This window comes from Longispora sp. NPDC051575 (assembly GCF_040681875.1).
Taxonomy (GTDB): domain Bacteria; phylum Actinomycetota; class Actinomycetes; order Mycobacteriales; family Micromonosporaceae; genus Longispora.
The window spans coordinates 56,149-71,516 of the sequence record NZ_JBFAZP010000010.1 but is presented as its reverse complement, the minus strand read 5'-3'; the positions used below and the strand labels follow the sequence as shown (position 1 = coordinate 71,516).

Annotated in this window: 17 protein-coding genes; 9 read left to right on the top strand and 8 right to left on the bottom strand. The window is 70.2% G+C overall.

Going from position 1 to position 15,368, the window contains the following annotated elements; genetic code table 11:
- The first annotated feature begins 8 nt into the window (after window positions 1-8).
- A complete protein-coding gene (locus AB0M43_RS29420; protein ID WP_363729035.1) occupies window positions 9-278 on the top strand; it encodes a cell division protein CrgA in 270 nt (89 codons plus the stop codon).
- Between the two features lie 127 nt (window positions 279-405).
- Entirely contained in the window at window positions 406-855 is a 450-nt protein-coding gene (locus tag AB0M43_RS29415) for a PH domain-containing protein (protein ID WP_363729305.1), read from the top strand.
- 25 nt (window positions 856-880) lie between these two features.
- On the opposite strand, the gene AB0M43_RS29410 is transcribed toward AB0M43_RS29415, so the two are convergent.
- Together AB0M43_RS29410 and AB0M43_RS29405 are read right to left on the bottom strand one after the other, a co-directional pair.
- Entirely contained in the window at window positions 881-1,813 is a 933-nt protein-coding gene (locus tag AB0M43_RS29410; RefSeq protein ID WP_363729034.1) for a rhomboid family intramembrane serine protease, read from the bottom strand.
- A 20-nt stretch (window positions 1,814-1,833) separates the two neighbouring features.
- The gene (locus tag AB0M43_RS29405; protein ID WP_363729304.1) at window positions 1,834-2,349 is read right to left on the bottom strand and encodes a peptidylprolyl isomerase; all 516 of its coding nucleotides are present in this window, start codon (window positions 2,347-2,349) and stop codon (window positions 1,834-1,836) included.
- A 164-nt stretch (window positions 2,350-2,513) separates the two neighbouring features.
- On the opposite strand from AB0M43_RS29405, the gene AB0M43_RS29400 reads away from it, so the two are divergent.
- Window positions 2,514-3,056 (top strand): hypothetical protein, encoded by a 543-nt coding sequence (locus AB0M43_RS29400; RefSeq protein ID WP_363729033.1) that lies wholly within the window; start codon window positions 2,514-2,516, stop codon window positions 3,054-3,056.
- 148 nt (window positions 3,057-3,204) lie between these two features.
- Here the strand turns inward: AB0M43_RS29400 and corA are convergent, their stop codons facing one another.
- Window positions 3,205-4,311, bottom strand: a complete 1,107-nt coding sequence (gene corA / locus AB0M43_RS29395) for a magnesium/cobalt transporter CorA (RefSeq protein ID WP_363729032.1) — start codon at window positions 4,309-4,311, stop codon at window positions 3,205-3,207.
- Window positions 4,312-4,545: 234 nt separating this feature from the next.
- The gene (locus AB0M43_RS29390; RefSeq protein WP_363729031.1) at window positions 4,546-5,637 is read right to left on the bottom strand and encodes a PLP-dependent aminotransferase family protein; all 1,092 of its coding nucleotides are present in this window, start codon (window positions 5,635-5,637) and stop codon (window positions 4,546-4,548) included.
- A gap of 24 nt (window positions 5,638-5,661) precedes the next feature.
- Between AB0M43_RS29390 and AB0M43_RS29385 the strand changes: the two genes are divergently transcribed.
- On the top strand, window positions 5,662-6,537 hold the full coding sequence (locus AB0M43_RS29385; RefSeq protein WP_363729030.1) for a serine hydrolase: 876 nt from the start codon (window positions 5,662-5,664) through the stop codon (window positions 6,535-6,537).
- Here AB0M43_RS29385 and AB0M43_RS29380 read toward each other — a convergent pair.
- The gene (locus AB0M43_RS29380; RefSeq protein WP_363729029.1) at window positions 6,503-6,889 is read right to left on the bottom strand and encodes a CBS domain-containing protein; all 387 of its coding nucleotides are present in this window, start codon (window positions 6,887-6,889) and stop codon (window positions 6,503-6,505) included. The genes AB0M43_RS29385 and AB0M43_RS29380 overlap by 35 nt on opposite strands.
- 90 nt (window positions 6,890-6,979) lie before the next feature.
- On the opposite strand from AB0M43_RS29380, the gene AB0M43_RS29375 reads away from it, so the two are divergent.
- The 4 genes from AB0M43_RS29375 to AB0M43_RS29360 are packed head-to-tail and all read left to right on the top strand — an operon-like array spanning window position 6,980 to window position 11,169.
- Complete coding sequence (locus AB0M43_RS29375; protein WP_363729028.1) at window positions 6,980-7,669, top strand: phosphocholine cytidylyltransferase family protein; 690 nt, start codon at window positions 6,980-6,982, stop codon at window positions 7,667-7,669.
- Entirely contained in the window at window positions 7,666-8,376 is a 711-nt protein-coding gene (locus tag AB0M43_RS29370; RefSeq protein WP_363729027.1) for a CDP-alcohol phosphatidyltransferase family protein, read from the top strand. The genes AB0M43_RS29375 and AB0M43_RS29370 overlap by 4 nt, the downstream gene beginning before the upstream one ends.
- Window positions 8,373-9,743 (top strand): hypothetical protein, encoded by a 1,371-nt coding sequence (locus tag AB0M43_RS29365; RefSeq protein WP_363729026.1) that lies wholly within the window; start codon window positions 8,373-8,375, stop codon window positions 9,741-9,743. Before AB0M43_RS29370 ends, AB0M43_RS29365 begins: the two co-directional genes overlap by 4 nt.
- Before the next feature lie 4 nt (window positions 9,744-9,747).
- Entirely contained in the window at window positions 9,748-11,169 is a 1,422-nt protein-coding gene (locus AB0M43_RS29360) for an O-antigen ligase family protein (protein WP_363729025.1), read from the top strand.
- 56 nt (window positions 11,170-11,225) lie between these two features.
- Here AB0M43_RS29360 and AB0M43_RS29355 read toward each other — a convergent pair whose 3' ends face one another.
- From AB0M43_RS29355 to AB0M43_RS29345, 3 genes are read right to left on the bottom strand one after another with little or no spacing between them, the layout of a single operon-like run.
- The gene (locus AB0M43_RS29355; RefSeq protein WP_363729024.1) at window positions 11,226-11,699 is read right to left on the bottom strand and encodes an RICIN domain-containing protein; all 474 of its coding nucleotides are present in this window, start codon (window positions 11,697-11,699) and stop codon (window positions 11,226-11,228) included.
- A 50-nt stretch (window positions 11,700-11,749) separates the two neighbouring features.
- Complete coding sequence (locus AB0M43_RS29350; protein WP_363729023.1) at window positions 11,750-12,898, bottom strand: glycosyltransferase family 4 protein; 1,149 nt, start codon at window positions 12,896-12,898, stop codon at window positions 11,750-11,752.
- Window positions 12,899-12,903: 5 nt separating this feature from the next.
- Window positions 12,904-13,755, bottom strand: coding sequence for a DNA-formamidopyrimidine glycosylase family protein (locus AB0M43_RS29345; protein ID WP_363729022.1), 852 nt, complete (start codon window positions 13,753-13,755; stop codon window positions 12,904-12,906).
- Window positions 13,756-13,824: 69 nt separating this feature from the next.
- Between AB0M43_RS29345 and AB0M43_RS29340 the strand changes: the two genes are divergently transcribed.
- Window positions 13,825-15,294, top strand: a complete 1,470-nt coding sequence (locus AB0M43_RS29340; protein ID WP_363729021.1) for a DUF2142 domain-containing protein — start codon at window positions 13,825-13,827, stop codon at window positions 15,292-15,294.
- The last annotated feature ends 74 nt before the right edge of the window (window positions 15,295-15,368 follow it).

Genomic DNA, 15,368 nt, shown 5'->3' with positions numbered 1-15,368 from the left:
AGAGCACCGTGCCCAAGTCACAGATTCGCAAGAAGAAGGTCTACACCGCCCCGGCAGACCTGAACCCGGCCACCATCGCCGCGGCCAAGGCCAACCGGCCGAGCCCACCATGGGTGCCGGCGCTCGCCGTCGCGCTCATCGTGCTCGGGATCGCCTGGTTGGTGGTGTTCTACCTGACCGCAGGGGAATGGCCCGTGGCCTCCCTCCGCTACTGGAACCTCGGTATCGGGTTCGGGGCGCTGGTCGGATCGCTGCTGGTGTTCTCACGCTGGCGGTAGGTTCGACGGCCCGCCCTGGGGATCACAGCCGTGTAGTTTTCCCCAGGGGTTATCCACAGCCTGTGGATAACTGTGTCGCACGCCATCTCTGTGACACGCTGGTCCAGTGACCGACTCCCAGCCCGAGTTGCGGCCCGCCACACCCGGCGCGCAGGCCCCTCAGCAGCTCACCACGCGCGAATGGCGGGTCCGCCCTGCCCTGTTCGCCGGCAAGGCCGCTCTGGCCGCCCTGTTCCTCCTGGTGGCCCTGGTGAACACCGCGGACCCGACCAGGCTCGCCGTGTCCGTGCTGGCGGCTCTCCTCGTCGCGGCCTGGGCCGCCCGGGACGCGATCCTGAAGGTCCGGGTCGCCGCCGACGCCGCGGGTGTCACCGTCGTGTCCGGGATCTCCCGTCGACAGCTGCCGTGGGGCGAGATCGAGCGGATCAAGCTCGACGTGCGCAGCCGGCTCGGCCTGCGGTCGGAGCTGATGGAGATCGACACGGGCGAGCAGATCTACCTGTTCAGCCAGAACGAGCTGAGTGCCCCGGTCGCCGAGGTCGTCGAGGACCTGCGCCGGATCAGGACCGGCCGCTAACCCGCACCGGGCCGCGAGCGCCCGGTCAGGTCCGGCCTGCGGCCGTCACGAGCGTGATCACAACCATGAGCAGGGTGTACGCGGACAGCGCGGCCACCTGGATGGCCGTCCGGTTCTTCTGCGGCGCGTAGGCGAGCGCGGCGGCGACCACGCCGCCGGCGATGAAGCCGCCCACGTGCCCGGCGATCGAGATGCTGCTGACCGTGAAGGTGAAGATCGCGTTGATCACCAGCACGGGCAGGATCGGGGCCAGGCTCCGACCGAGTTTGCGGAGCACGATGACCAGCGCCGCGAACATGCCGAAGATCGCGGTCGACGCGCCGGCCGACAGCCCGTTGGGCGAGAAAAGGTAGACGGCGACGTTGCCGCCGATCCCGGCGAGCAGGTAGAGCGCCGCGAACCGCGCCGGGCCGAAGACGGTCTCCAGGTTGCGGCCGAGCACCCACAGGGCCCACATGTTCATGAGCAGGTGGATGGGGCCGAAGTGCAGGAACATGGCGGTGAAGAGGCGGTAGTACGCGCCGTCGTCGACGCCGGGGGCGTAGGTGCCGTCGCCGCAGAGGTAGCCCGGGTTGTCCACGCACGGGGTGGCGTTCAGCGGATACCTCGGGCCGGAGACGGCGAACCAGTCGTGCAGCACGGTCGAGCCGCCGAACAGGCTGCCGCCGCCCAGGGCGCCGCCCTTGCTGATCACCAGACTGATGACGAAGACCAGCACGTTCAGGCCGATCAGGGTCATGGTGACGTAGCCGAGTTGGCCGGCGTGGCTGCCGCCGAACCAGGTGCGCGCCGCCGGCTGGCTGGCCCGGCCCTCCGCGACGCACGACGGGCACTGGAAGCCCACCGAGGCCTCGGTCATGCAGTCGGGGCAGATGGGGCGGTCACAGCGGGTGCACCTGACGTACGTCTCCCGCCCCGGGTGCCGGTAGCAGGTGGGGACGGGAGACGCGTCAGTCATGCCAGAGACTGTATCCGGCTCTAGCGCTCGATCGTGACGCTCTCGATCCGCAGCTCGCTCAGCGGCTTGTCGCCCGCCGCGGTCGGAGCGGTGGCGATCGCGTCGACGACCTTCTTCGAGTCGTCGTCGGCGACCTTGCCGAAGATGGTGTGCTTGCCGTTCAGCCAGTTCGGCGCGCTGACGGTGATGAAGAACTGCGAGCCGTTGGTGCCCGGGCCGGCGTTGGCCATCGCGAGCTGGTACGACTCGGTGAACTGCAGGTCGGGGTGGATCTCGTCCTTGAAGTTGAAGCCCGGCCCGCCCCGGCCGGTACCCGTCGGGTCGCCGGTCTGGATCATGAAGCCGGAGATGACGCGGTGGAAGATGGTGCCGTCGTAGTACGGGCCCTTGCCCGGCTGGCCGGTCTTCGGGTCGGTGTATTCCTTGGTGCCCTCGGCCAGCTCGACGAAGTTGGCGACCGTCTTCGGTGCGTGGTTCGGGAAGAGCTCCAGCTTGATGTTGCCGGCGTTCGTGTGCAGGGTCGCGAACACGAGAATCTCCTAGATCGTCGGGCCAATTCACCTCCCATCCTGTCATGTGGGCCGGCGGCGCCGTTTGCGACCGCGACGAACCGGGTACGTCGAGGTACGCCGTTTTGCTGGCAGTGGCCAGGCGGAGAGGGCAGGATAAAGACATATTGACATCGAAGGAGGCGGGGCAGGTGCTGGGACTAGGACGGAAGACTCTGAGTCGTGGAGAGCAGATCTCCAGCGAGCTCGGGGAGTGCCGTGACCACCTGCGGGGGGTTGCCTCCCTGATCGCCGAGGGCGCCGCGGAGAAGCTGGCCCCGAGGGTCGACCAGGCGCGCGATCTGGTCAGTCCGCGGGTCGAGCGGGCCCGGGAGGCCGCGCTGCACGGCCTGGAGTCCGCCACCGCGCGACTCGGCGGCAAGCGCCGTTCCCGGTGGCCGCTGCTGGTCGGGGTGCTCGGCGTGGGCGTCGTCGCCGGTGCCGCCGCCGCTCTGGTGATGGCGCGCCGCAACGCCCGCTGGGACGAGTACGAGCCGGTGCACGTGCTGGAGTTCGACGACGAGAACCCGGTCGCCGAGAAGGTGCGCACCGTCGCCGACAACCTGCGCGACACCGCCGGGGACGTCAAGGACAAGGCGGTCGACGCCGCGGGTGACCTGAAGGACAAGGCCAGGGACACCCTCAACCACGTCGCGGACTCGGTCGAGTCGGGCGCGCGGAAGCTGAAGAGCTAGGACCTCGACGGGTACGGGTGGCGGCGCGCGGTAACTCGCGCGCCGCTCTCGTGTGTCCGGACAGAGGCCCCGTGGGTGCGGCCGGCGGGTGCGGCGAGGTTGCCGGCTGGAGCGCCCGCGTGCCCGGTCGGAGCGCCCGCGCGTGCGGCTAGAGCCAGCCCGACCGGCGGAAGAACCGGTACAGCCCCGCGCAGGCGGCCACGATCACGGCCCAGATGAACGCGTACCCGAACTTCCACTTGAGTTCCGGCATGACGTCGAAGTTCATCCCGTAGATGCCGGCGATCGCGGTCGGTACCGCCGCGATCGCCGCCCAGGCCGCGATCTTGCGCATGTCGTTGTTCTGGTCGACGGTCACCTGGGCCAGCCGGGCCTGGAGCACGGAGTTGATCAGGTCGTCGTACGCGGCGATCTGCTCGACCACGCGTTGCAGGTGGTCGTTGACGTCGCGGATGTAGCGCCGGGGCTCCTTGGGCAGGCTGGAGATCTGCCCGGAGACGAGGACCTGCAACGGGCGCTGCAACGGGAACACGGCCCGCTTGAACTCCACCAGCTCGCGCTTGAGCTGGTAGATCTCCTGGATGTTGGACTTGCGGTCCCGGCTGAAGACGCTGGCCTCCAGCTCGTCGAGGTCGGTCTCCACGGCGGCGGACACGTCGAGGTAGACGTCCACCACCCGGTCGACGACGGCGTGGAACACGGCCCACGGCCCCTGGGCGAGCAGTTCGCGCCGGTTCTCCAGCTCCTCGCGGACCGGCTTGAGCCGGACGGCCGCGCCGTGCCGCACCGTGATCACGAAGTGTTCGCCGATGAAGAGCATCACGGCGCCGGTCTCGATGACCTCGCTGGTCTCGGTGAGCTCGTCGTGCGGCATGTACCGGGCGGTGCGCACGACGGCGAACGTCATGTCCTCGTACTGTTCCAGCTTCGGCCGCTGGAACGACTTCACCGCGTCCTCGACGGCCAGCTCGTGCAGGTCGAACGCCTCGGCGATGCCGGCGAACTCGTCGGGGGTCGGCTCGTGCAGCCCGATCCAGACGAAGGCCTTGCCCTGCTCGCGGGCCGCCGCGTACGCCTCCTTGTAGCTCCACTCGCCTTCCTGGCGGACGCCGCCGACGTACAGCGCGAAGTCGACGAGGCCGGTGCCGTGCGGGGTCTGTCTGGCGGGCGAGGGAGTCGTCGGCCGGAGAATCTGGCTGACCGCGCGCACGGGCGCACTCAGCGCCCGGCTCAAACCCCGCTCCTGCTCTGCCATACGTGAAAGCTTCCCACGTGGTCTGGTTCCACGTGAAACAACACCGAGCAGGTTCGGCCGCTACGGGGGGATGCGGCCGAACCTGCTCGGTGCCCTTGGGGGCATGGTGCCCTTGCGCACCGCACTGTCCTGGGGAGGGCTTTTTTGCGGTGCTGGGAGGCATTCTTTCCCGGCCCGATGCCGAAAAGAAACACCCTCGTGATGGCGACATTGCGCCATCGGGAAATGACGTAATTACGACACGGTACGAATGGCCTCGGCGATCCGGCGGACACCCTCGTCGATCTGGTCGTCGGTGACGGCGGAGAACGCCAGCCGCAGCGAGCTCTTGCCGCCCTCCAGCAGGAAGTCGCTGCCCTTGACGACGGCCACGCCCAGCGCGGTCGCGGCCGGCAGCAGCTTGTCCACGTCGACGGTGGCCGGCAGCTCGACCCAGAGGAAGTAGCCGCCGTCCGGGGCCACGAAGGTCGCATCCGGGATGTGCTTGTTCAGGGCCTCGCCGAGCAGCCGGGCGCGCTCGCCGAGGGCGGTGCACACGGTGGAGATCGACTTCTCGATGTCGCCGGACACGCAGAACTGGTACACCGTCGCCTGGGAGAGCATGCTCGGCGAGATGTAGAGGTTCGTCGCCGTGGCCGCGATCGCCGAGATCAGCGTGGTCGGACCGACGAGGTAGCCGACCCGGACGCCGGGGCAGACCGTCTTCGTGAACGACGAGGCGTGCACCACGACGTCGCTGGTGTCCAGGGACAGCATCGACGGCAGGGCCTCGCCCCGGAACCGGATGTCGACGTACGGGTCGTCCTCGAAGATCGTGAAGCCGTACTCCGCCGCGAGGGCGAGCAGCGCGTGCCGACGCTCCAGGGACAGCGTGACGCCGGCCGGGTTCTGGTAGTTCGGAATGATGTGCGCGAGCTTCGGGCGGACCCCGGACTCCAGCAGGGCGCGCAGCTCGTCGGTGTCGATCCCGTCCGCGTCGACGGTGATCGCCCGGACGTCGGCGCCCCGGTTCTTCAGGTTCAGCAGGGTGCGGTCGTACGTCGGCTTCTCGACGATGATCACATCGCCCGGCGTGACGAACTGCTCGAACAGGAAGGCGTCGGCCTGCAGCGACCCGTTGGTCACCAGCACGTGGGCCGGGGTCGTGCCGTGCTTGTCGGCGATCCACTGCCGGAGCGGCAGGTAGCCCACGGACGTGCCGTAGGCGGTCACTCCGGCCGGGTCCGCGTCGAACGCGCGCACGGCGGCGGCCTTGAGGCCCTCGATGTCGATGATGTCCAGGGACGGCGCGCCCCGGGCGAAGGAGATGAGCTGCTCGGCGGTCATGCACCGAAGTTTAGGCTCCGGGTTGTGGATCTCTACAGCGTGTTGACGGGTGCGGTCCCCCACACCGTTCCGGGGGCGGCGGCCGTCCATCTGGTGGACGGGGTGGTGGCCGACAGCGCGGTCGCCGGGGAACTGGTGCGGTACGCGGATCCGGCGGGCACCCTCGCCGCGGAGCGCCCCGGGGTCACCCCGGACACGCTGTGGGACCTGGCCTCGGTGACGAAGCTGTACACGACGGCGGTGGTGCTGCGGCTCGGGCTGGACCTGGACTCGGAGCGGCCCGGCGGGTACACCCTGCGGCAGTTGATCACCCACACGGCCGGGCTGCCGGCCTCGGTGCCGGAGGAGTTGCGGACCTGGCCCGGGATCCTGGCGCAGCGGGCGGGCGGCCCGGACGTCTACTCCGACGTCGGGCTGCTGCACGCCGGGCGGATCGCCGAACAGGAGGCCGGCGCGCCCCTCGACCGGCTGGTCCGCGAGCTGGTCACCGAGCCGCTCGGGCTCGGGGAGACCAGCTACGCGCCGGACCCCGCACGCACCGCCGCGACCGAGTTCAAACCCGGTCGCGGCCTGGTGCGCGGGAAAGTGCACGACGGGACGGCGTTCGCGCTCGGCGGGCCGTGCGGGCACGCCGGACTGTTCGCGCCGGTCGGGGAGGTCGCGGCGTTCGGGGAGGCGCTCCGCACCGGGTTCTGCCCGGCGCTCGTCGACCTGCCCAACCTGCGCCTCGCGGGCGGTGGATTCGGACACACGGGATTCACGGGTACGGGTCTGTTCGTGCGGGGCCGGTCCGTGGTCGCGCTGCTGACCAACGCGGTGCACCCCGTACGCGGCCGGAACGCGGTCGACCCGCTCCGCGCGGCGGTCAGGCGTCTACTGGATGCTCCACCCGGGCCCTGACGATGTCGCGTACCGAGATCATGCCCGCGACCTGGTCGTTCTCGATGACGATCAGGTGCCGGAAGCCACCCCTGATCATGGTCCGGGCGGCCTCGGCGAGGTCCATGTCGGGGCCGGCGCAGATCGCGTCCGGGGTGTAGTGCTCACCCGCCTCCGCCACGTCCGGGTCGAGACCCGAGGCGATCGCGTTGAGAATGTCGCGTTCGGTGATGATGCCGAAACCGGACGCGTCGGCATCATCGACGATGGCGGCACCGAACCGGCGGGCCGACATCTGCTGGGCTACCTGGCGGAGCTTGTGTGCGGGGCCGACGGAGAGGATCTCGGTACTCATAGCTTCGCGTACACGCATGACTACCTCCTGTGCTCACTTTACGGATATCTTGACGCACAGTGCGCCCGCGACCAAAGAAATTGGCGCGTCGCCGGTTATCCTTCGGCGGTGCGCAACGTCGTGATCCTGGCCGCTGGCATGGGGACCAGACTCGGTCGTCCCCACCCAAAGCCCCTTACCCCGCTCGCTGACGGTCGTAGCATCCTGCGGCAGCAACTCGACCACATCCGGGCGACCTACGGGCCCTCAGCCCACGTCGCCATCGTGGTCGGGTTCAAGAAAGACCTGGTCATGGAGGCGGCAGCCGAGGACGCGGCCTTCGTCTACAACGAGTTCTACGACCAGACCAACACCTCCAAGAGCCTGCTCAAGGCGCTGCGGCTCGGCCCGCCCGGCGGGGTGCTCTGGCTCAACGGCGACGTGGTGTTCCAGCCCGGTCTGCTGGAGCTGTTCGCCGAGTGCCTCGCCGCCGAGCAGAGCTTCGTCGCGGTGAACACGGCCAGCGTCGCCGAGGAGGAGGTCAAGTACACCCTCGACGACGCCGGCTTCATCAAGGAGCTGTCGAAGAAGGTGGTCGGCGGGCTCGGCGAGGCCGTCGGGATCAACTACGTCTCCGCCGCCGACCGGCCCGCCCTGGTCGAGCACCTGGCCCGCGTCGACGAGCAGGAGTACTTCGAGCGCGGCATCGAGAACGCCATCGCCGCCGAGGGGCTGCGGTTCCGCGCCGTCGACATCTCCAAGTTCGGCTGCGTCGAGGTCGACTTCGACGAGGACCTCGCCCGGGCGAACACCCTGTGAAGCTCCGGGACTACTACGCCCTGAACCGGGGCGGCGGCCTGGCCACCGAGAGCGTCAGCCAGTGGATCGGCGCGGTCAGCGCCATGGCCTTCCGCCGGCTCGGGCTGTCCCCGACCGTGATGAGCGGCGCCAACCTGCTGCTGGGCCTCGCCGGCTCGGTCTGGGTGATCGCCGCCGCGCAGACCGGGAACTACCACGGCTGGATCGGCCTGGTCGCGCTCCTGCTCTGGCACCTCGCGTACGGGATCGACTGCGGGGACGGGCAGCTCGCCCGGGCCACGAAGACCGGCAGCCCGGCCGGGGCGCGGATCGACGTGCTGTGCGACGTGGCCCTCCAGATCGCCCTGGTGGCGGCGGTGAGCGCCGTGGCGGCCGAGTACACCCCGGACGCGCCCGGGTGGGTCTACGCGCTGTTCGCGGGTACCTGGATGGTCAACCTGGTCACCTCCGTCATGCAGCAGGGCGACGCGCCGGTCAGCATGGTCACCTCGCGCTCGCTGGCCGTCCGGCTCGTCAAGCTGATCCGGGACTACGCGTTCGTGGTCACCGTGCTCGGCGCCGCGATCTGGCTCGTACCCGGATGGACGATCTGGGTCCTGGTCGGTTTCACCGCCGTCAACGGGCTGTTCCTGCTGGCCAGCATCCTGTTCACGGCCCGCGCCGCCCAGCGGTCGTGGGCGGAGAAGACGGCGGCGCAGGGCTCATGACCTCCCGACCGGGGAACGGTCCGGCAGCCGCCCCGGACGGCGCGCGGGCCGTGCCGGAGGACGCGCGGGTGCCGGACGACGCGTCGGAAGCCGTCTCCGTCGACGACCAGCCCGACGAGCCGCTGCCCGCGATCCCGCCCGGCTCCGGTCGGCGGCGGATCCTGCTCGGCCTCACCGACCAGGTGGTCATCGCGCTGGCCAGCGCCGGCAACGCGCTGCTCGCCACCGTCGTGCTCGACCGGCCGCGCGCCGGTTCGGTGCTGATCGCGATCACCACGCTGTACTTCGCGATGGGCGTCAGCCGGGCCTTCATCGGCGAGGCGGTGCTCGCGCACGTGTCCCGGTTCGACGGGGCCGACCGGCGCCGTCGCGAGTCAGACGCGCTCGCCTCCGCGCTGATCATCGGTTCGCTGTGCGCGGTGGTGCTGTTCGGCCTGTGGCTGTTCGGGCCGGCCGACTGGTTCGGGGACCTGATCTGGGCGGTGCCGTTCCTGCCGTTGCTGCTGCTGCACGACACGGGGCGGCACACGTTCCTCGCCGCCCGCGAGCAGCTCAACGCGTTGACGATCGACCTGACCTGGGTGCTCACCCAGGCCGCCGCCGTGACGGTCGCGCTGCTCGCCGGCTGGAAGAGCGGCGGGGCGCTGCTGTTCGCCTGGGGGATCGGGGCTTCCGCCGGAGCGGCGTTGTATCTCGTCCGGACCCGGCTGAACCCGTTCCGGGGCCGGCTGGGCGCGTGGTTCCGCGAGACCCGGCACCTGTCGGGCTGGTTCAGCGCGAGCGCCCTGGTCGGGCAGAGCCAGACGATGCTGGTGGCGACGCTCGTGGCGAAGTTCCTCAACGAGGCCAGCTACGCCGGGCTGCGGCTCGCCCAGCTCACGGTTCTCCAGCCGGTCCAGAACCTGGTCACGGCCATGAACGCCCTGATGGTGCCCCGGTTCTCCCGGCTCGCCGCCGCCGGGGACCTGCCCGCGCTGCGCCGGCTGACGCTGAAGGTGGCGCTGCTCGGCGCGGGGATCGGCGCGGCGGCCATCGCGGTCGTGGTGCCGCTGGCCGAGCCGGTGCTCGTCTGGTACCACAACGGCGACTACCACGATGTCGCCCCGATCGCGCTGCCCGTCGCGTTGCAGGCCGCCATCTACCTGCTCCAGATCCCGTTCACGGCCGCCCTGCGGGGGCTGCAAAGGGCGAAACTGCTGTTCGGCCAGTACGTGGTGTTCACGGCCACCAGCCTCACCGGCGTGCTGTTCGGCGCGCTCGACGGTTCGCTGCTCCGGACTGCCTGGGGGCTCACGATCGGCGCGGCCGTGGGCCTGCTCGCCATGATCACCGTGTACCTGTGGGCTCTGCGCCGCCCCGTAGGCTGATCCGATGCCTCTGCTGACCCCGCCGCGCTACCAGCGGTTCGCGCTCCTCGGACTCCTCGTCGCCGGTGCCGCCGGCCTCGTGGAGGCCACCCAGGAGTCCTCGGCCAACGGCCTGCGCGCCTTCCTGGCCGCCGCCCTGGGCTGGGCGGTGGTCGGCCTGGCCCTGAGCCTGCCGGGGCTGACCGTGCGCGGCCTGCTGCTCGGCGGGTTCTTCGTCGGGGCCGGCATCCTGAGCTGGTCGTTCAGCGAGAGCCCGGGCGTGGTGTGGGGCTTCCTGGTCGTCGAGGGCGCCGTGTTCGCGACGTGGACGTTCCCGTGGCTGCGGGACCTGGCGAAGCTGCCGAAGCTGGGCGGTGCCTGGCTCGGCCTGGCGTACTGGTTCCTCGGCACGCTCGGCGCCCTCCTGAACCACCCCCTGGTGAGCGTCCAGCGGATCGTCTACGGCGGGCTGTTCACCCTGGGCGCCCTGGCCGTCCTCTCGGTGATCCGGAGGACCCGCACGGACCCGACCCCGGCCATCGCGGCGGCGTTCCTGCTCGCCCTGGGCGTCCTGCTCCTGGTCGGCTCGGGCAACGCGCTGGACGACGTGCACGCGGTACCGGGCACGGCGTGGGGCAACAACATGGCCCAGCGGTTCTGGGGCGGCCCGTTCTTCCTGTACCACCCGAACTCGATCGCGCTGATCTCCGTACTCGTCGCGCTGCGGATCGCCCCGGACCGCGCGTTCGCGGTGTGGCAGCGCGCCGGCGTACTCGGAACCTCGTTCCTGATGTTGCTGCTCGTGACCTCGCGGACGGCGTGGGGCTTCGCGGTCGCCGCCGCCCTGGTGCACGCGTGGCTGGTGTTCCGGAAGAGGGTCGACCACGCGGGCTCCGGGCGTCGCGCGGTCGTCACCGTGCTGGTGCCCTTCGTGCTGCTGGTGGCGCTGATGATCGGCTCGGGTGGGCCGCAGTGGCTGGTCTACAACCGGTACCCGAACTCCAGCGCGGGATCCGACCTGACCTCGGGGCGCACCCAGACCTGGAAGAAGGTCATCGAGGACTTCAAGGGCGACACGATCGCCGAGAAGCTGTTCGGCAACGGCGACGACGCACGGGGCACGGTCACCCGGGCGGACTCCGTGGAGGACCCCAACACCACGCCGCCGAAGCTGACCACCGACAACGCGTTCTTCGGCGCGCTCCGCCGGGGCGGGATGGCCGGGGTGGCGGCGTTCCTGCTGGGGCTGGTTCTGGTGCTCCGCCGGGCGCTGTCCCGGGACGCCGCGCCGTGGTTCACGATCACCGCCGTGGCGGCGCTGCCCACGATCGCGACCTCGGACTGGGTGCTGGGCGGCACGGGTGGCACGTTGTGGATCCTGCTGCTGGCCGCCGAGGCCTGGCAGGTCTACCGGCCCACCGACGAAGACGCACCTGTCACCGGATAGCGTCCGGGCAGGCGTCCGGCCCGCCGCCAGCTGGCGACGGGCCGGTTGGAAGTGGACTACTTGCTGGCCGAGGTGAGCTCCCAGTGCGTGCTGTCGCTGTCCCCGCACGGGGCGGCGATCAGCGAGCCGCCGTTGTTGCTGAGGCAGGAGCCGGTCTTCGTGTTGGTGAAGGTGCTGAAGCCGTCGCCGTCAGCGGCCTGCCAGATCTGGCTGGTCCGGCTGTCGTCGCACTTGCGCAGGACGACATCGCTGACGTCGCTCATCGTGGTCAGGCACTTCTGGCCCCGCGCGATGGCGATCTTCTTGCCGTCGTCGCTGCGGGCCGGGAACTGCCAGAGCTGACGGCGGCTGCCGGCGTCGCACTGCACGAACGTCGTGGTCCGCTGGCCCTTGGGCTGCTCGAGGCACTGGCTCTGGTCGAGGCTGCGCATGGTGAAGGACTGCTCCGGCGTGGCCGCCTGGCTCACGCTCGGGATGAGGACAAAAAGGGCACCAGTGGCAGCAATGGTGAAAATACGGCGAATGATCATGCGCAGAAGATAGCAAAAGGGACAGAGGTTATGCGTTGGGGGTGTCACATTCATGACGCGGCGCTCCGGCGGACCTTTTCGTACACCCCGATCAGGCGGTCGAGCACCACGGCGGGGGTGAAGTTCTCCAGGTAGCGGGCGCGCGCCTCGGGGCGCAGGCCGCCGGCCGCCGCGCGCGGGATCGCCGCCGACATGGCGTCCACGGTCGGCTCGACCAGCCAGCCGGCGTCGCCGACCAGGTACGGGATGCCGCCCAGGTTGGTGCCCAGCACCGGGGTGCCGTTGGACAGCGCCTCGATGATCACCGTGGGCAGGGGTTCGAGCCAGGTGGACGCGATCACGAGGGCGTTGGCGGAGCGCATCGCGGCGCGGACCCCGTCGGCGTTCTGCGGGCCCAGATAGTCGATGTCCTCGCGGTCGGCGGCGGCCTTCTCGACGAGTTCGCGCAGGGGGCCGTCGCCGATGATGCGGAGCCGGCCGGTTGCCGAGCGGGCCCACGAGTCCAGCAGCAGCCGGACCCCCTTCTCCTCCGACAGCCGCCCCACGAACAGCAGGCCCTCGCCCGGCTCCCGCGAGTACCCGTGGTCGGGGATCGAGTTGGGTTTGACCGTGATCTGGTCCTCGCGGATCCCCAGCGTCAGCAGGTGCTCGGCGATCGCCGGGGTCAGCGCGATGAACTGGTCCAGCGACCGCCACGTGCCCCGGTGCGCCGCCAGCGTCGTCGCCATGATGAGGCTCTGCGCCTTCGAGCCCCGGTAGCAGGAGTGCTGCACCGCCGGGTACGGGAACGGCTTGCCCAGGCAGTCCCTGCAGATCCTCCCGTCGCGGAAGTACAGGCCGTTGGCGCAGCTCTGCCGGTAGTTGTGCACCGTCTGCACCACCGGCACGCCCAGCTTGTGCGCGGTCTTCACCACCCAGGGCGACAGCAACGGGTACGGGTTGTGCAGGTGCACCACGTCCGGCCGCTCCCGGGTGATCAGCTCGGTCAGCTCCCGCTGGGCGCGCGGCGCGTACACCGGGGACACGGGCAGCAGCAGCTTCTCGGACAACGGCTGGTCACCGATCTCGTCGGAGCTGCGCTGAAAGGGGACCACCTCGACGCCCGCCTCGGTGAGCTGGCGGATCTCCGTGTCCACGATCGTGTTCTCGCCGGACGGCTGGGCGGAGGAGTACCGGTTGTGCGCGATGACGACCTTCACGCGCCCTAGCGTACGAGCTTGGACAGCCGGCGGTCCGCGAGCGGCTTCCCCTTCGTCTGGCATGTCGGGCAGTACTGCAGATTCGACGTCGCGAACGACACCTCGCGGATCGTGTCCCCGCACACCGGACACGGCAGCCCGGTCCGGCCGTGCACCCGCAACCCGGCCCGCTTCTCCGACTTCAGGGTGGCCGCCTGCTGGCCCTCGGTGCGCGCGATCGCCTCGTGCAGGGTGCCGCGCACCGCGTCGTAGAGGGCGCTGACCTGGCCGGCCGTCAGTTTCGAGCCCATCGCGAACGGGGACAGCTTCGCCAGGTGCAGGATCTCGTCGGAGTACGCGTTGCCGATGCCGGAGAGGGCGCGCTGGTCCGTCAGTACCCCCTTGATCTGCGCGTTTCTCTTGATCTGGGTGGCGAACTCCTCCAGGGACACCTCCAGCGCGGAGGGCCCGAGGGTCGCGACCCGCTCGATCAGCCTCGGGTTCGTCACGACATGCACCGCGAGCCGTTTCTGGGTGCCGGCCTCGGTCAGGTCGAAGCCCGACCCGTCGTCGAACCGCACCCGGACCGCGATCGGCCCCTTGCCCGGCCGCAGCGGACCCGGCGTGATGTGCTCGCGGTAGTGCAGCCAACCGGCCCTCGACAGGTGGGTGACCAGGTGCAGGCCGCCGAAATCGACATCCAGGTACTTTCCGATGTACCCGGCTCCGGTCAACTGCCGCCCCACCAGCGCCGACAGCGGCGGGTCGTACGTCTTCAGCGCGCTCAGGGCCACCACGTCCACCCCGGTGACCGTCAGCCCGACGGCCCGCCCGCGCAGGTACGCGGCGAGCGCCGCCACCTCCGGCAACTCCGGCACGCGACCACCTCCGTGACCCCGGCGTCGCTCGGCTCGGGGCCTCCTGAGCCTTCACTCTAAGCTGGCGGGATGCGTCGGGTCTGGTTGCTGGCATTCCTCGGGTACCTCCTCCTCGGCGCGGGCTGGGCGCTCGGCGTCCCGGTCAACGGCACGTACGACGAGGTGCAGCACATCCCGCGCGCGTACGGCGTCGTCACCGGCCAGGTCTACGCCCAGGGCTACTACTTCGACGGCCCGGCCAGCCTGCTGCCCGGCGAGCTCACCTGCTTCGACAAGGACAAGCTCGCCGCGGGCTGCCAGACCCCGGCCCCCGCGGCGGGTACGGCCGAGGGCGACCGCACCGTGCGCTGGCCGAGCGCCGCCGCCCGCTACAGCCCGCTCTACTACGCGGCCGTCGGCGTTCCGCTGGCCGTCAGCCCCGACCTCGGCGGGATCATCGGCGCCCGGGTGCTGTCCGCCGCCCTGTGCGCGCTGCTGCTCGCCGCCGCCGTGGCCATCGCGTACGGGCTGCGGAACAAGCTGCTGGTCGGGGCGGTGCTGCTCGTCAGTACCCCCATGGCCCTGAATCTCAACGGCTCCGTCAACCCGAACGGGATGGAGATCAGTGCCGGCATCCTCGCCTGGGTGGCGCTGCTCGCCCTGGTGCGGAGCACGGGGAACGAACGCCGGCACCTGGTCGCGTTCGCGGTCGGCGGCGCGCTGCTGCTCACCCTGCGGCACATGGGACCGGTACTGCTCGCGGTCGTGGTGCTCGCGGCCCTCGTGTTCGCCAAACGCGGCCGGATCCGGGAACTGCTCCGCCGGGCCGACACCCGGTGGGCGCTCGGCGCGATCGTCGCCGCCGGGATCCTCGGGCTCGGCTGGATGCTCACGTCCGCCGTGAACGACATTCCGGCGATCCCCGACCGTGCCGTACATCTCAGTTTCGCTAAGACTTTGGAGGAGATAGTCCGGATCCGGACGCCGTTCTATCTGAACCAGGTCGTCGGCCAGTTCAGCTACGGCGAACTCACGATGCCCGGCTGGGTCATCCTCGGCTGGTACGCGCTCGTCGCCGCGCTCGCCGTCCCCGCCTGGCTCGCCGCCGGCCGGCGCTACCGGATCGCGGTGCTCGGCACGGCCCTGGCCAGCTACGGAAGCCTCGTCGCGCTGGAACTGTGGTTCGTCCCCAAGCTGGGCTGGTACTCCCACGGCCGGTACGCGATGCCCGCCGGGGTCGGCCTCGTACTCCTCGCCGCGTTCGTCGCGAAGGGTTTCACGCCCGAGTTCCCGCGCAAGTTTGTCAGGGTCGTGGTCGTTGTCACAGGGGTCCTACACGTCTACGCTCTTGCGGAAGTGACCCTCCGTTATCGGGACCAGGTTACGTCGATGCCTTCACCGGCGTACGCTTTGTCAGCCGGGCTAGCGGGAGTGGCGCTACTCGGCGTAATGGGCTGGTTTTTCGCAAGTACGCAACCGACCCCGACTCGACACGACCCGGACACACCGAATAATGTCGGCCGGTCGTCAGAGGACGAGGCGGGGGCCGTGGCACACTAGGGGAGCCGTGAGCAGCACACTGCCGGAGGGCCTGTTGAGGTGACGACCAGCCTCCAGCGTCCGGCCCCGAAGAA

Coding starts and splice junctions, on each gene's coding strand:
- AB0M43_RS29365 (WP_363729026.1), top strand. CDS start 8,373: ATGACCTCCCGACCGGGGAACGGTCCGGCAGCCGCCCCGGACGGCGCG.
- AB0M43_RS29360 (WP_363729025.1), top strand. CDS start 9,748: ATGCCTCTGCTGACCCCGCCGCGCTACCAGCGGTTCGCGCTCCTCGGA.
- corA (WP_363729032.1), bottom strand. CDS start 4,311: ATGGCAGAGCAGGAGCGGGGTTTGAGCCGGGCGCTGAGTGCGCCCGTG.
- AB0M43_RS29380 (WP_363729029.1), bottom strand. CDS start 6,889: ATGCGTGTACGCGAAGCTATGAGTACCGAGATCCTCTCCGTCGGCCCC.
- AB0M43_RS29355 (WP_363729024.1), bottom strand. CDS start 11,699: ATGATCATTCGCCGTATTTTCACCATTGCTGCCACTGGTGCCCTTTTT.
- AB0M43_RS29390 (WP_363729031.1), bottom strand. CDS start 5,637: ATGACCGCCGAGCAGCTCATCTCCTTCGCCCGGGGCGCGCCGTCCCTG.
- AB0M43_RS29340 (WP_363729021.1), top strand. CDS start 13,825: ATGCGTCGGGTCTGGTTGCTGGCATTCCTCGGGTACCTCCTCCTCGGC.
- AB0M43_RS29410 (WP_363729034.1), bottom strand. CDS start 1,813: ATGACTGACGCGTCTCCCGTCCCCACCTGCTACCGGCACCCGGGGCGG.